13 protein-coding genes are annotated in these 15,356 nt (G+C 68.0%); 2 read left to right on the top strand and 11 right to left on the bottom strand.

Annotated features, from left to right (window positions below):
- Positions 1–47: 47 nt before the first annotated feature.
- Entirely contained in the window at positions 48–1,946 is a 1,899-nt protein-coding gene (locus tag CBM2586_RS02145) for an ABCB family ABC transporter ATP-binding protein/permease (protein ID WP_115663033.1), read from the bottom strand.
- A 111-nt stretch (positions 1,947–2,057) separates the two neighbouring features.
- Here CBM2586_RS02145 and CBM2586_RS02140 point away from each other — a divergent pair, with 111 nt between their 5' ends.
- Positions 2,058–2,462 carry an acyl-CoA thioesterase gene (locus CBM2586_RS02140; protein ID WP_025583457.1) on the top strand — a complete coding sequence of 135 codons (405 nt, stop codon included), beginning with the start codon at positions 2,058–2,060 and terminating at the stop codon, positions 2,460–2,462.
- 191 nt (positions 2,463–2,653) lie between these two features.
- On the opposite strand, the gene CBM2586_RS02135 is transcribed toward CBM2586_RS02140, so the two are convergent.
- From CBM2586_RS02135 to clsB, 7 genes are all read right to left on the bottom strand, one after another.
- A complete protein-coding gene (locus CBM2586_RS02135; RefSeq protein WP_115686719.1) occupies positions 2,654–3,430 on the bottom strand; it encodes an enoyl-CoA hydratase in 777 nt (258 codons plus the stop codon).
- Positions 3,431–3,450: 20 nt separating this feature from the next.
- Positions 3,451–4,407: a DegV family protein gene (locus CBM2586_RS02130; protein ID WP_115663035.1), complete on the bottom strand. Its 957-nt coding sequence runs from the start codon at positions 4,405–4,407 to the stop codon at positions 3,451–3,453.
- Positions 4,408–4,524: 117 nt separating this feature from the next.
- Positions 4,525–5,724, bottom strand: coding sequence for an acetyl-CoA C-acyltransferase (locus CBM2586_RS02125; protein WP_115663036.1), 1,200 nt, complete (start codon positions 5,722–5,724; stop codon positions 4,525–4,527).
- 21 nt (positions 5,725–5,745) lie between these two features.
- A complete protein-coding gene (locus tag CBM2586_RS02120) occupies positions 5,746–8,169 on the bottom strand; it encodes a 3-hydroxyacyl-CoA dehydrogenase/enoyl-CoA hydratase family protein (RefSeq protein WP_115686718.1) in 2,424 nt (807 codons plus the stop codon).
- 57 nt (positions 8,170–8,226) lie between these two features.
- Positions 8,227–10,014, bottom strand: a complete 1,788-nt coding sequence (locus CBM2586_RS02115) for an acyl-CoA dehydrogenase C-terminal domain-containing protein (RefSeq protein WP_115686717.1) — start codon at positions 10,012–10,014, stop codon at positions 8,227–8,229.
- Between the two features lie 75 nt (positions 10,015–10,089).
- Complete coding sequence (locus CBM2586_RS02110; protein ID WP_062796770.1) at positions 10,090–10,680, bottom strand: TetR/AcrR family transcriptional regulator; 591 nt, start codon at positions 10,678–10,680, stop codon at positions 10,090–10,092.
- Positions 10,681–11,028: 348 nt separating this feature from the next.
- Positions 11,029–12,375, bottom strand: a complete 1,347-nt coding sequence (gene clsB / locus CBM2586_RS02105; protein ID WP_115663039.1) for a cardiolipin synthase ClsB — start codon at positions 12,373–12,375, stop codon at positions 11,029–11,031.
- A gap of 92 nt (positions 12,376–12,467) precedes the next feature.
- On the opposite strand from clsB, the gene mobB reads away from it, so the two are divergent.
- Complete coding sequence (mobB, locus tag CBM2586_RS02100; RefSeq protein ID WP_115663835.1) at positions 12,468–12,998, top strand: molybdopterin-guanine dinucleotide biosynthesis protein B; 531 nt, start codon at positions 12,468–12,470, stop codon at positions 12,996–12,998.
- Between the two features lie 12 nt (positions 12,999–13,010).
- Here mobB and CBM2586_RS02095 read toward each other — a convergent pair whose 3' ends face one another.
- From CBM2586_RS02095 to CBM2586_RS02085, 3 genes are all read right to left on the bottom strand, one after another.
- Positions 13,011–13,793, bottom strand: a complete 783-nt coding sequence (locus CBM2586_RS02095; protein ID WP_018008770.1) for an endonuclease/exonuclease/phosphatase family protein — start codon at positions 13,791–13,793, stop codon at positions 13,011–13,013.
- The gene (gene nudB, locus CBM2586_RS02090; protein ID WP_115663040.1) at positions 13,790–14,293 is read right to left on the bottom strand and encodes a dihydroneopterin triphosphate diphosphatase; all 504 of its coding nucleotides are present in this window, start codon (positions 14,291–14,293) and stop codon (positions 13,790–13,792) included. Before nudB ends, CBM2586_RS02095 begins: the two co-directional genes overlap by 4 nt.
- Before the next feature lie 103 nt (positions 14,294–14,396).
- Positions 14,397–15,308, bottom strand: a complete 912-nt coding sequence (locus CBM2586_RS02085) for a hypothetical protein (protein ID WP_115688598.1) — start codon at positions 15,306–15,308, stop codon at positions 14,397–14,399.
- Between the last annotated feature and the right edge of the window lie 48 nt (positions 15,309–15,356).

Genomic DNA, 15,356 nt, shown 5'->3' with positions numbered 1-15,356 from the left:
ACAATCCGCGCCGCGCCCTGGTGCAAGCCGGCGCGGCCGATAAGGGCTCAGGCGTCCTGGGTGGCGTCGCCCACGTCGAGAGCCAGCGCCTCCGCGCCGACCGCGTCGCCGCCCCTGGCGGCGGCGCGCGCCTGGATGTCCCACATCTCGGCATAGCGCCCGCCCGCGCGCATCAGCTGCGCATGGGTGCCGCGCTCGACGATGCGGCCGTGGTCCATCACCAGGATCTGGTCGGCATGGACCACGGTGGAGAGCCGGTGCGCGATCAGCAGCGTGGTGCGGTTCTGCGCCAGGCGCATCAGCTCGGCCTGGATCGCCTGCTCGGTGCGCGAATCCAGCGCGGAAGTCGCCTCGTCGAACACCAGCACCGGCGGATTCTTCAGCAGCGTGCGCGCGATCGCCACGCGCTGCTTCTCGCCGCCGGACAGCTTGAGCCCGCGCTCGCCCACGGGCGTGTCGTAGCCCTGCGGCAGCTCGCGGATAAAGGCGTCGATCTGCGCCGCCTGCGCCGCGGCGATGACTTCGTCGCGGGTCGCGTCCGGGCGGCCGTAGGCGATGTTGTAGTAGATGCTGTCGTTGAACAGCACGGTGTCCTGCGGCACGATGCCGATGGCGCGGCGCAGGCTGTCCTGGGTGATGGCGCGGATGTCCTGGCCGTCGATCTCGATCGCGCCGCCGCCGACGTCGTAGAAGCGGAACAGCAGCCGCGCCAGCGTCGACTTGCCCGAGCCGCTGTGCCCCACCACCGCGGTGGTGCTGCCCGCCGCAATGGTGAAATCGACGCCGTCCAGGATCAGGCGGTCGGCCTCGTAGCTGAAGCGCACGTCGCGGAAGCGCACCTGCGCGCCACTGACCCGCAGCGGTGGCGCGCCCGGCGCGTCGGCCACCTCCTGGTGCGTGCCCAGCAGCACGAACATGCGGTCCATGTCGGTGGTGGCCTGCTTGATCTCGCGGTAGATCACGCCGAGGAAGTTCAGCGGGATATAGAGCTGGATCATCAGCGTGTTGACCAGCACCAGGTCGCCCAGCGTGAGCTTGCCGTCGACCACCCCCACCGTGGCGCGCCACAGGATCAGGATCAGGCCGATGGCGATGATGGCCTGCTGGCCGAAGTTGAGGAACGACAGCGAGTTCTGCGAGCGGATCGCCGCGGTGCGGTACTTGCGCAGGTTCTCGTCGTAGCGCTGCGCCTCGTAGGCTTCATTGCCGAAGTACTTGACGGTCTCGAAGTTCAGCAGCGAATCGATCGCCTTCTGGTTGGCGCGCGAATCGAGCTCGTTCATGCGGCGGCGGAAGTGCGTGCGCCATTCCGTCACCACGATGGTGAAGACGATATAGCCCACCAGCGCGCAGCCGGTGATGGCGGCGAACCAGATGTCGTAGTGCAGCACGAAGAAGCCGATCACCAGCGCCATTTCCACCAGGGTGGGCAGGATGCTGTACAGCGAATACGAGATCAGCGACTGGATGCCGCGCGTGCCGCGCTCGATGTCGCGGCTCATGCCGCCGGTCTGGCGGTCGAGGTGGAAGCGCAGCGACAGCGCATGCAGGTGGCGGAACACCTGCAGCGCGATCTCGCGCACGGCGCTCTGCGTGACCTTGGAAAAGAGGATTTCCCGCAACTCGGTGAACAGCGTCGCGGACAGGCGCAGCAGGCCGTAGGCGACGATCAGTCCGACCGGCACCGCCAGCAGCGCACGCGGGTCGCCGGCGGTGATGTTCATGCTGTCGATCAGCCGCTTCATCAGCACCGGCACGCCCAGGTTGGCCACCTTGGCCGCCACCAGGCACGCCAGCGCCAGCATTACGCGCCACTTGTAGTGCCAGACATAGGGCAACAGGTTGCGGACGGTCTGCCAGTCGCTGCGGGGGGCGCGCTGGCCGGGAAAGAGCTTGACCGAGGCAGTGTCGGGGGCCTGCTCGGCGGTCGTGGAATAGCGGCGCATACGTTAGAATCCGGGCCAATGCGCGATTGTCGCAGAGATCGCGTTGCGCGGCTGGCGAAGGGTTTTTCGTCGCGGCCGGCGCCCCCATCGGAAGTCCAGCCGCATACCGTCATGAACGCTCCCCATACCGTCCCCGCCCTGCCCGCCGGCAAGAATCCCGCGCTGCGCGTGGTGCCGATGCCCGCCGACGCCAACGTGCACGGCGACGTGTTCGGCGGCTGGATCATGGCGCAAGTGGATATTGCAGGGTCGATCCCGGCGGTCGAGCGCGCGCAGGGACGTGTCGCGACCGTGGCGGTCAATTCTTTCCTGTTCAAGCACCCGGTATTTGTCGGCGACCTGGTGAGCTTCTACGCCGATATCGTCAAGACCGGGCGTACCTCGATCACGGTCGCGGTGGAAGTCTATGCGCAGCGGATGCGGCATAGCAACGAGATCGTCAAGGTGACCGAGGCGACGTTGACGTACGTGGCGACGGATGAGTCGCGGCAGCCGCGGGTGTTGCCGACGGCTTGAGGTCCCAGAGGCTATCGCTCATCGATCGGTGTGCTCCCTCTCCCGCTTGCGGGAGAGGGTTGGGGTGAGGGCGGGAGTCTTTACGTAGTGAGGCGTGAGCGTGCTTGCCGAGCGCCTGCCCTCTCCCCCAACCCCTCTCCCGCAAGCGGGAGAGGGGAGCAATCAAGCGGTAGAGGAAGTTTTCCGGTTTCTCACTCAAACTTCGTGAAATCCGGCTTCCGCTTTTCAAAGAACGCGCTGAACGCCTCCTTCGCCTCCGGCGCCACCAGCATGCGCCGGAACACCGCGCCCTCGTCGGCCATCTGCTTCTCCACTTCGGCCATCGCGCCGGCCTTCATCAGGCGCTTGGTCTCGCGCAGCGACGACGCCGGCAAGGCCGCCAGCTTGCGCGCCTGCGCCAGGGCGAAGTCATGCAGCTCGGCCACCGGCAGCACCCGCGTCACCAGCCCGATCTCGAGTGCTTCCTGCGCGTTGAAGGCCTCGCCCAGCAGCAGCTTCTCGGCCGCGCGCTGGTAGCCGACCAGCCGTGGCAGCAGCAGGCTGGAGGCGGCCTCGGGGCACAGCCCAAGCTGCACGAACGGCAGCGACAGCCTGGCGGTGTCGGACGCATAGACCAGGTCGCAATGCAACAGCATGGTGGTGCCCACGCCAACCGCCGCGCCGCTGACCGCCGCCACCACCGGCTTGCTGGCATGGCTGATCTGGTACAGGAACTGGAACACCGGAGCCGCTTCGGCGCCTTCGCCCGCGCCGGGAGGGCGCTGCATGAAATCCTCGAGGTCATTGCCGGCGGTGAAGACTTCGGGCTTGCCGCGCAGCAGGATGGCGCGCACGGCGGGATCGGTCCCGGCCGCGCGCAGCGCGTCGGCCAGCGACTGGTACATCGCCGCGGTGATGGCGTTTTTCTTGTCGATGCGGTCGAATTCGAGCGTCAGGATGCCCTGCTCGATGCTGGTGCGAATGCTCATGGTGTCCTCGTCTGTGGGAGTTATTCGAAAGGCGGCGGCGACTCGGCCAGATAGCTGAGCCCGAACGCGCGCGCGCCGACATTCAGTGCCACCGTCAGGCTCATCGGCGCCAGCATCAGCTCGACGCCGTGGCGGCGCGCGCTATGCGCCAGCGACTGGTAGGCCGGCAGCGCGCGCACGTCATCGAGGGGCCCGGCGTAGCAGACCGAAATCGCCGGCACCAGCAGGTCGCCAGCGCGGATACATTGCTCGGCATGCTCCAGTACGCGGCGTGCGCCCTCTTCCGAGCCGCGCGCCCTGCCGATCGCTTCGGTATGGCCGCGATGCATGCGCACCACCGGCCGGATATTGAATGTACTACCCATCATGTAGCGGCCCCACGTGATGCTGCCCTCGCCCTTCTGGCGCGCGCGGGTGTACATGTAAAGCAGTTCGTCCGGCACCAGGAACATCTGGGCGGCATCGCGCAGGCGCGTTTCAACAGCATCGCGTACTGCCTGCGGGCTGGCGCCGCCCATGGCCATGCGCGCGGCCTCTCGCACGATCAGCGCCTGGCCTGGACCAATGGCACCGGTGTCGATCACGGTCAGGTCGAACAACCCTGAGCGGCCAGCCTGCTTGCGCAACCGCACGCTGCGGGCCACGGTGCCGATCACGGCGCCGCTCGCATGCGCGTACAGCTTGCTGCGGGCGCTGGCGATGGTGAGCAGGATGGCGCGGTCGCACTGCGTGACCACATTGCGCAGCAGGTGCTCTTCCAGCTCGCGTTCGAGCAGCGGAATGGATTCGGCGTAGTGATCCTGGCGCCCGACCAGGTATTGCCGGTAGAGCGTGGGCAGCGCGTCTTCGTCGCGCGTGTCGGCGACAAAGCGTTCGCCCGCGCGAATGCGGAACGGAATGGTGTGGACCTGCAGCGCGGCCATGATGTCGCGCGGCAAGTCGCACGCGGCATCGGCCAGGATGGCTGTCTCCTGCATATTGTTGTCTCCTCCCTGCTGGTGACCCGCGCTCGCGGGCGGCAGCCCCCGGTACTGCTCTCTTCACCTGACAGAAGGGCGGGACGGTCCCCACGGGAAACCGTCCCGCAGGCGCGTTTATACGCGCTCGAAGATTCCTGCAGCACCCATGCCCGTGCCAACGCACATGGTGACCATGCCGTACTTCAGGTTGTGACGGCGCAGCGCGTGCACCACCGTGGCCGAGCGGACCGCTCCGGTGGCGCCGAGCGGGTGGCCCAGCGCGATCGCGCCGCCCATGCGGTTGACCCGCGCGGGATCGAGCTGCAGGTCGCGCATCACCGCCAGCGATTGCGCGGCGAAGGCTTCGTTCAGCTCGATCCAGTCCAGTTGGTCCTGGCTCAGGCCGGCCGCCTTCAGCGCCGCCGGGATCGCTTCCTTGGGACCGATGCCCATGATTTCCGGCGGCACGCCACGCACCGCGAACGAAACGAAGCGCGCCAGCGGCACCAGGTTGAACTGCCTGAGGACCTTTTCCGAGACCAGGATCAAAGCGCCGGCGCCGTCGGAGGTCTGCGAGCTGTTGCCGGCGGTGACGCTGCCCTTGCTGGCAAACACCGGGCGCAGCTTGGCCAGGCCTTCGATCGAGGTATCCGGGCGCGGACCTTCATCCAGCGCGATGGTGCGCGTCTTCATGCTGACCTGGCCGCTGGCGAGGTCCGGGAAGCGCTCGACGGTCTCGACCGGCGTGATTTCGTCCTTGAACTCGCCGGCCTGCTGCGCCGCGATGGCCTTCTGGTGCGACGCGAGCGAGAACGCGTCCTGGTCCTCGCGGCTGACCTGCCACTGCTGCGCGACCTTCTCGGCGGTCAGGCCCATGCCGTAGGCAATGCCGACGTTCTCGTCGCGGGTGAAGATCTCCGGCGACATCGACGGCGAGTTGCCCATCATCGGCACCATGCTCATCGACTCCACGCCGGCGGCGATCATCACATCGGACTCGCCCACGCGGATGCGGTCCGCCGCCATCGCCACCGCGCTCAGGCCCGAGGCACAGAAGCGGTTGACGGTGATGCCGCCGACCGTGTTCGGCAACCCCGACAGCAGCGCACCGATGCGGGCCACGTTCAGGCCCTGCTGCGCCTCCGGGATGGCGCAGCCGACGATGGCGTCCTCGATCAGCTTCGGGTCCAGGTCAGGGACCTGTGCCACCGCGGCCTTCAGGATGGTGGCCAGCAGGTCGTCGGGGCGCGTGTGCCTGAACGCGCCCTTGGGCGCCTTGCCGATCGGCGAGCGGGTGGCCGCAACGATATATGCGTCTTGCAGTTGTTTCATGATCTCGGTTCCTCGCTAGCCTGATTAGTTGCGCACCGGCTTGCCGGTTTGCAGCATGCCCATGATGCGCTCCTGTGTCTTGCCGGTGCCCAGCAGGTCGACGAAGGCCTTGCGCTCCAGCGCCAGCAGCCAGTCCTCGCTGACCAGCACGCCGGTGTCGACGTCGCCGCCGCACACCACTTCGGCAATGCGCGTGGCGATCAGGAAATCGTGCGCGGAGATAAAGCCGCCGTCGCGCATGTTGACCAGCGAGGCCTTGATGGTGGCCACGCCGGAACGGCCGGCAACCGGGATCAGCGTCGGCAGCGGCGCGCGGTAGCCGGCGTCGGCCAGCGCGCGCACGGCGTTCTGCGCCACGTACAGCAGTTCATGCACGTTGAAGACGATCTGGTCGGACGGCTGCAGGTAGCCCATCTGGCGCGCCTCGAGCGCCGAGCCGGAGACCTTGGCCATGGCCGCGCTCTGGAAGCGGCTGGTCAGGAACTGCAGGTAGTTGGTGCTGCCTGCCGCCTGCGCGGCGCGTGCAGCGGCCAGCGCGGCTTCCTTCAGGCCGCCGCCGGCCGGGACCAGGCCCACGCCTACCTCCACCAGGCCGATATAGGTTTCGAGCGCAGCCACGCGTGCAGCCGAATGCAGCATCAACTCGCAGCCGCCGCCCAGCGCGATGCCCGACGCCGCCGACACCACCGGCACCGCGGCGTACTTCACGCGCATCATCCCGTCCTGGAATTTCTTCACGAACGGCTCGATGCCCTTGGCGCCGCCCATCATGAAGGCGGGCATGGCCGCTTCCAGGTTGGCGCCCGCCGAGAACGGGCCGCCCGGCGCGCCGAGCTGCAGCGAGGTCGGCTGCCACACCACCAGGCCCTTGTAGCCGGCCTCGGCCAGGTCGATGGCGCGGGTCAGGCCGTCGATCACGTCGGGACCGATGGTGTTCATCTTGCTCTTGAACGAGACCACCAGCACGTCGTCCTGCCCCTCGCCCACCCAGATGCGCACCGCATCGTTCTCCTCGACGGTGCGGCCGGCCTTGCGCGGATCGGCCGCGGCGGTGCCCTGGATCGCGGCGCGGAAGGCCTGGCGCTGGTACACCGGCAGCGTGCTGCGCGCGACGAACGACTGCGTCGCGGGCGACCACGAGCCGGACTGCGCGTGCACGCCCTGGTTGTCGGCCACCGGGCCGGAGAACACCCACGCCGGCAGCGGCGCGCCCGACAGCGCCTTGCCGCCCTCGACGTCTTCCTTGACCCACTCGGCTACCTGCTTCCAGCCGGCCGCCTGCCAGTCCTCGAACGGACCCGAATTCCAGCCGAAGCCCCAGCGGATCGCCAGGTCGATATCGGCGGCGGAGCCGGCGATCTGCTCCAGGTACACCGCGATGTAGTGGAACACGTCGCGGAACACCGCCCACAGGAACTGCGCCTGCGGGTTGCCCGACTCGCGCAGCAGCCGGATGCGCTCGGCCGGTTCCTTCTTCAGCATGCGCACCACGATCTCGTCGGCCTTCTTGCCGGCATCGACGTACTGGCCGGTGCTGGCGTCGAGCACCTTGATCGCCTTGCCTTCCTTCTTGTAGAAGCCGGCGCCGGTCTTCTGGCCCAGCGCGCCCGCGTCGACCAGGCCCTTGAGCACGGCCGGGGTCTGGTAGACCGGCGCGAACGGGTCGTCGTGCAGGTTGTCCTGCATGGTCTTGATCACGTGCGCCATGGTATCCAGGCCGACCACGTCCGCGGTGCGGAAGGTGGCGGACTTGGCGCGCCCCAGCTTGGACCCGGTCAGGTCGTCGACCACGTCGAACGGGATGCCGAACTTCTGGGCCTCGGCGAACACCGCCAGGATCGAGAAGATGCCGACACGGTTGGCGATGAAGTTGGGCGTGTCCTTGGCACGCACCACGCCCTTGCCGAGCGTGGTGGTCAGGAAGGCTTCGAGCTGGTCGAGGATCTGCGGCTGCGTGGTCGCGGTCGGGATCAGCTCGACCAGGTGCATGTAGCGCGGCGGGTTGAAGAAGTGGACGCCGCAGAAGCGCGACTTCAGGTCCGCATCGAAGCCGTCGGACAGCGCGGTGATCGACAGGCCCGAGGTGTTGGTGGCGAAGATCGCGTGCGAAGCCAGGTGCGGCGCGACCTTCTTGTACAGGTCGTGCTTCCAGTCCATGCGTTCGGCGATCGCCTCGATCACCAGGTCGCATTCCTTGAGCAGGGCGATATCGTCTTCGTAGTTGGCGGCCTGGATCAGGCCGGCCTCTTCCTTCAGGCCCAGCGGCGCGGGCGACAGCTTCTTCAGGTTCTCGATGGCGCGCAGCGCGATGCCGTTCTTCGGGCCTTCCTTGGCTGGAAGGTCGAACAGCACCACCGGCACGCGCGCGTTGATCAGGTGGGCGGCGATCTGCGCGCCCATGACGCCGGCACCCAGCACGGCGACCTTCTTGACGATGAAATTGGACATGCGCGCTCCTGGATTAGTGAGCGTTGAAGTGAGAGTTTTTGCAGCCGCAGCGGAAAATCAGAACAAATCCGCGTCCAGCGCCATCAGCGACGCCGAACCAGCGCGCGCCTTGCGGATCTCGCCGGCCGTTTCCGGCAGCAGCTTGGCGAAGTAGAAGCGCGCGGTGGCCAGCTTGGCGGTGTAGAACTTGTCGCCGCTGGCTTCCTTCTCCAGCGCGATCTTGGCCATCCGTGCCCAGAAGTAAGAGAACACCAGGTGGCCCACCACGCGCAGGTACGGCACCGCGGCGGCGCCGACTTCGTCGGCGTTGCCCATCGCCTTCATGCCGATTTCCATGGTCAGCTTCTGCACCTTGTCGCCCAGGTCGGCCAGCGGGTTGATGAACTCCTGCATGGCTTCATTGGTGCCTTCGGCCTCGACGAATTCCTGCACGATCTTGCCGAAGACCTTCATCTTCGCGCCCATGTCGCCGAGGATCTTGCGGCCCAGCAGGTCCAGTGCCTGGATCGTGTTGGTGCCTTCGTAGATCATGTTGATGCGGGCGTCGCGCACGTATTGCTCCATGCCCCATTCGGAGATGTAGCCGTGGCCGCCGAACACCTGCATGCCCTCGTTGGTGGCGGTGAAGGCGTTGTCGGTCAGGAACGCCTTGATCACCGGCGTCAGCAGCGCGACCAGTTCGCCGGCCTGCTTGCGCACCGCCTCGTCCGGGTGCGACAGCTCGCGGTCGATCTGCAGCGCGGTCCAGTAGCTGAAGGCGCGGCCGCCTTCCGCGTAGGCGCGCTGGGTCAGCAGCATGCGGCGCACGTCCGGGTGCACGATGATCGGATCCGCGGCCTTCTCGGGGGCCTTGGGGCCGGTCAGCGCGCGCATCTGCAGGCGGTCCTTGGCGTAGGCGACCGAGTTCTGGTACGCCACCTCGGTCAGGCCCAGGCCTTGCGCGCCCACGCCCAGGCGCGCGGCGTTCATCATCACGAACATGGCGTTGAGGCCCTTGTTGGGCTCGCCCACCATCCAGCCGCGCGCGCCGTCCAGGTTCATCACGCAGGTGGCGTTGCCGTGGATGCCCATCTTGTGCTCGATCGAGCCGCACTGGATGCCGTTGCGCTGGCCCGGGTTGCCGCTGGCATCGGGGATGAACTTGGGCACCACGAACAGCGAGATGCCCTTGGTGCCGGCGGGCGCGTCCGGCAGCCGCGCCAGCACCAGGTGGATGATGTTCTCGGCCAGGTCGTGCTCGCCGGCGGAGATGAAGATCTTGGTGCCGGTGATCAGGTAGGAGCCGTCGGCCTGGGGCTCGGCCTTGCTGCGCAGGATGCCGAGGTCGGTGCCGCAATGCGGCTCGGTCAGGCACATGGTGCCGGTCCAGACGCCGGACACCAGCTTGGGCAGGTAGGTCTGCTGCAGCTCGGGGGTGCCGTGTGCGTGCAGGGCCTCATAGGCGCCGTGCGACAGGCCGGGATACATGGTCCAGGCCTGGTTGGCCGAGTTCAGCATCTCGTAGACCACGTTGTTGACCACGATCGGCAGGCCCTGGCCGCCGAAGGCCGGGTCGCATGCCAGTGCCGGCCAGCCGGCCTCGACATACTGCTGGTAGGCTTCCTTGAAGCCGGTGGGGGCCTTGACCACGCCATCGCCGGCGTAGGTGCAGCCCTCGCGGTCGCCCACCTGGTTGAGCGGGAACACCACGTCCGCGCAGAACTTGCCGGCTTCCTCGATGACCTGGTTGATGGTGTCCGCGTCGATGTCCGCGTGCGGCGGCATCGCCTTCAGTTCGGCTGCGGCGCCGAGCAGTTCATGGAGCACGAACTGCATGTCGCGCAACGGTGCGGTGTACTGGCCCATCAGAGACTCCTTGGAGTTATACGATGCCGCCATGCCGCCCGCCTCGCTCGCGCGAACCGGCCCGACCCGACGGCCTCAGGTACGGTAAGACTGAATCAGTTTGTTGAGCGCGACCATGGCAAGCTCGGCGCTGTCGGGCAGGCGCAGGAAACGGGCGTCATGATGCAAGCCTAGTTCAAGGCTGTACATCTCGAACAGCATCAGGCGCGGATCGCAGTCCGCGCGCAGGTGCCCCTCTTCCTTGGCCTGGTTGATGGCGCGGTTCAGCGCTGCCCGCCAGATGGTGACGCTCTTGACCAGCTCGTCACGCACCAGGCTGCCGGCGCGGTCGTCGTACTCCACCGCGCCGCTGATGTAGATGCATCCCGTCGTCACTTCCTGGATGCGCTTCTCCATCCAGCGCCGCACCATCGACCACAGCCGCGGCAGTCCGCGCGGCTCCTGCAGCGAGGGATAGAACACCTCCTGCTCGAACCGGCGGTGATACTCCCGCACCACCTCGACCTGCAGGTCTTCGCGCGAACCGAAATGCGCGAACACGCCGCTCTTGCTCATCTGCATGCGTTCCGCGAGCAGGCCGATGGTCAGACCTTCGAGCCCGTCGCGGGACGACAATTCCAGTGCGGCATCCAGAATCGCCACGCGCGTCATCTCGCCCTTGCGCATGGGCGAGGGCGACGAGGCGGCGGATTCGAGACGGGCTGACTGGTGTCGCATGTTTTTTCTCCGTTCTGCGGGGCCTGCTGCGGCTCCGCGTATGACCCTGACGTTGCATTCATTGCTTGCGGGCGGCCGGCGGATTTGCCGGTGCATACCGCGAATGCACGCAGTCTAAGCCAAAAAAGAACGGTCGTTCAGATTATTCTGGCGCGGCACCTGCCCATCAAGCTTTTAATTAGACCGCTGTTTCTAAACGGACTGCATTGCAGCATGTCCGCCAGCGCCCGCGCTGCCAGCGCTTGCTGCAGCGGCCGTGCCGCATGGCAACAAACGCACAATGCCCGGCGCAGCCCTTCAGTAGCGGCCCGTGACCCCGGCGATGATCACGCCCAGGCGCAGCAGCATGTAGGCCGCCCAGTTGGCCAGGCGGTGCAGTGGCGAGCGCCGCGCATGCGCGTCGGGCAGCACCCGCACGCTGCGGTGCGCAATGGCCCGCTCCAGCGCTTCGCGCAGTTCAGCGGCGAAGGCGGCATCATAAACGGCAACGTTGGCTTCGCGCGCGAGCAGCAGGCTGAACGGATCCATGTTGCTGGAGCCGACCGTGGCCCAGGCCTCGTCGACCACACCGACCTTGGCGTGCAGGAAGCTCTCGGCATACTCGTAGATCTCGACGCCGGCCTCGAGCAACGAGGCATAGAGCGCATGGGTGGCGTAGTGCTGCAGCCGGTATTCGACCATGCCCTGCAGCAGCAGCCGCACGCGCACGCCGCGCCCGCGGCAGGCCAGCAAGGCGCGCCGCATCTTGTGCCCCGGCAGGAAGTAGGCGTTGGCGAGGATCACGTCGTGGCGCGCGGCGCCCAGCGCGCGCAGGTATTCGCGCTCGATGGTGCGGCGGTTGCGCAGGTTGTCGCGCAGCAGCAGCGCGGCACGGATGCCGCCGCTCGCTTCCGGGCGCGGCGGCAAGTCGGTCACCAGCGGGTAGTCGGCAACCGCGGCGGCGCGCTCGCTCCCGCGCGCCTCGCGCAGCGACAGCCGCCACCACAGCCGTTCCGACGACAGCGCGATGCGGTCCACCAGCGGCCCGCTGACCTGCACCGCGAAGTCGTAGCGCGGCCCCAGGTTGGCGCCTTCGAAGGGCCCGTGGTTGTGGTCGTCGATGATGTTGATGCCGCCGACGAAGGCGACATGGCGATCGATCACGGCGAGCTTGCGGTGCAGCCGGCGCAGGTGGCGCCGCGCCAGGCGGAAACCGCGCATGGCGCGGTAGACGCGCAGGTGCACGCCGCCCGCGCGCAGCCGTTCGGCCAGTTCGGCGGGCATGTCGCCGGCGCCGAAGCCGTCCACGGTCACGCGCACCGCGACCCCGCGCGCGGCGGCACGGATCAGCGCGTCGGCGACGGCGCGGCCGACCTCGTCGTCGGCATAGATGTAGGTTTCCAGCATGACCTGGAACGCGGCCTGGTCGATCGCGGCGATCAGCGCCGGAAAGAAATCCTGGCCGCCGTGCAGCAGCCGCACGGTGTTGCCGATGGTAGGCTTGCCGCGGCGCCAGGCCCAGCGCAGCATGTGGTGGCGATAGGTCGGCTCGCCGGTGGTGGCGGTGTCGTGCACCGGGGCGTCCTCGGCCTGGGCGGAGTGGGAGATCCGTGACATGCCGTGATTATCGGACAGTTTGCGGCGGGCAAGGCGCGGCCTGCACATTGGGGCGCGGAACTCTGCTATCGTCGATGCCGATGCGCTGCGCACCGATTCCGGCGTACAGGCAGACTCCCGATGGCCCTACGGAACCCATGGTGAAGGTATTCGGCATTACCGGTTCGTCCGGCAGCGGCAAGACCACGCTGCTGGACCAGCTCATCCCCTGCTTCGTCGGCGCCGGCCTGCGCGTGGCCGGCGTCAAGCACACCCACCACGGCTTCGATCCCGACACGCCCGGCAAGGATTCGTGGCGCATGCGCGCGGCCGGCTGCGCCAACGTCGTGCTGGTCGGCGCGCGCCACCTGACGTTGATGCGGCATTACCCCGAAGCCGCGCCTTCGCCCGAACTCGACGATGCGCTCGCGGTGCTGCCGCCCGACACCGACCTGGTGCTGGTGGAAGGATACAAGCGCAGCGATTTTCCCAAGCTGGAGGTGTTCCGCCCCGCGCTGGGCCGCGCGCCGCTGTGGGACGAGGTGCCGGGCGTGGTGGCGGTCGCCAGCGACGATCCCGCCGCCGTCGCCGCCATGACCACGCTGCCGGTGCTGGACCTGAACGATGCGCAGGCGGTGTTCGCCTTTATCCGCGACTATCCCCTGCCCGGCCGCGACGGCGGCGCGGGCTGACCCCCGCCTGCCTCACGCGGCCTTGTCCGCGGGCGTGTCCCGCTCCACCATCCCGCCGAGCGGATGGCCCAGTTCCGCCACCAGCGGCACGTGGTCGGAGCGTTGCGCCCAGTCGCGGCCGGTCAGCGCGTGGGCGCGCTCGATCTCGTAGCCGCGCACATAGATGCGGTCGAGCTGCCACCACGGCATGTGGCTGGGGAAGGTATGCAGGCGCGCGCCGCGCGCGTGCGAGGCCTCGACCGCGCCCAGCGTATTGCAGATCTGGGCGTCGAGCCGGTGGTTCCAGTCATTGAAGTCGCCGGCGATCACCAGCGGCACGCCGGCCGGCACCACGTTCTGCACCCGCTCCACCAGCGCCTCGGCCTGGCGCGCGCGGCTGCGCGCGAACAGGCCGAAATGCACGCAGATCAGGTGGGTCTCGACGCCGTGCACGTCCGCCACCGCATGCAGCAGCCCGCGCTGCTCGAAGCGGTGGTCGGAGATATCGAGGTTCTCGGACATCAGGATCGGATGGCGCGACAGGATCGCGTTGCCGTGATGGCCGTAGTCGTAGACCGCATTGCGGCCATAGACCGAATGCGGATAGGCGTCGGTGGCGAGATAGTTGAGCTGGGTGTGTTCCGGGTCGAACAGCGCGGCGGCCACCAGGCGGTCGTTGCGGTCCTGCACTTCCTGCAGGAACACGATGTCCGCGTCCATCGCGTGCAGGCCGGCACGCACGTTCTGGATGCGCGGGCGCCGCGCGATGCCGGTCACTCCCTTGTGGATGTTGTAGGTGACCACGCGCAACTTCATGGCTGCCCTCCGACTGCCGCTGCTGCCGTCATGCCCGACGCGCCCGACGCGCCGGCACCGGCCGCGCGCCACGCCAGCTGGCGGATGGCGTCGGCATTGCTGCTGGAAAAGCATTGCTGCGCCGCCTGTTGCCAGGGCAGCCACTTGTATTGCAGGTGTTCGCGTGGCGCCAGCGTCACCGGCAGCGCCTCGGCCACGCGCAGGCCGAACCAGTGCTCGGTATTGCGCGTCACCCCTTCGGCGTAGCGGTGGCGCCACTGCGGGTAGATGTCGTACTGGATGGCATGGCCCCAGTCGGTCAGCTGGTGCTCGCCGGCGACGATGCCGGTTTCCTCGGCGACTTCACGCGCCGCGGTCAGCCCCAGCGGTTCGTCCAGGGTGTCGAGGCTGCCGGTGACGGACTGCCAGAACCCCGGGCGATCGGCGCGTTCCAGCAGCAAGACTTGAAGATCTGGCGTGTAAATCACCACCAGCACGGATTCCGGGATCTTGTAGGACATGGGTCTGGGCCAAAGGACAAACCCAAGGATAGCGCAGGCGCGCGCGCTTGCCACGGGAAAGCGCCGCGCCGCGGGCATGCGCGCGCTGCGCCCGCATGCCGGATCAGGCCGCGCTGCGCGCGCCGTGCATGGAATGCGGTGCCAGGTACGGCTCGGTGCCGCCGTGGCGCTGCCAGGTGTCGAACACCTGCGGCGATTCGCCATGGCCCCAGGCCGCGCGCAGCTGCTCCATCAGCGGCGCCAGCGCGTGGCGGTAGCGCTTTGAGGCGGCATGCGCGTGGGTGGCCAGGGTCTCGGCGCGCTGCCGCGCTTCGCCCTGCAGCCGCGTGCGCTCCTGCGCGATGTCCTTCTCGCGCTGGCCCAGCGTGTTGTACTTCTGGATCAGGAAGCGCTGGTAATCGCCGCCATCCATGCCCTGCGCCACTTGCGCGTTGACCTGCTCGAAGCGCAGCACGATGCTGCCGGTTTCCTGCTCGATATGGGCGGCCTCGGCGTCCAGCGCCTGCAGCGCCTCCTGCACGCGCTGGGCGTCGCGGCGCAGCGCCTGCACCTGCGCGGCCTCGTCCTCGAATACGCGCTGCGCATCGAGGTAGGCCTGCACCACCGGCTGCGGCGCCACCACCAGCAGCGGATCGGCGCCCTCGGCGCGCTGGCCGGCGAGCAAGGCATCGTCGGCCAGGCGCAGGTTGCCCAGTTCGTCGAGCCAGCGCCCGCGCGTCATCACCACGCCGACGGTGTCCAGCGCCAGCCGGCGCAGGGCCTCGGCGCGCTGCATCTCGACCGGCTCGGCCGCCGCCTCGGGCGACGCCGCCTGCACCGCATGGGCGATATCCGGCACGCAGGCGGCCACGGTGGTGGCAACCGATTCGGACATGGCCTGCGCCGCGCGGCGCTGGGCGCGGCGCAGCTCGAAGCGGGCCAGCAGCATCATGATCAGTCCGGCCGCCAGCCAGGTCAGGATGGTTTCCTGGTGGGCCAGCAGGAACTGGCGGATCAGTTCAATATCCAGGTTCAGGTTCACGAATTTCCTCCCGAGTGCCGGGAACCTTCATCACAGGGCCCC

Source organism: Cupriavidus taiwanensis (assembly GCF_900250115.1).
GTDB classification, from domain to species: domain Bacteria; phylum Pseudomonadota; class Gammaproteobacteria; order Burkholderiales; family Burkholderiaceae; genus Cupriavidus; species Cupriavidus taiwanensis_B.
This window is presented reverse-complemented; position numbering and strand designations above follow the sequence as displayed.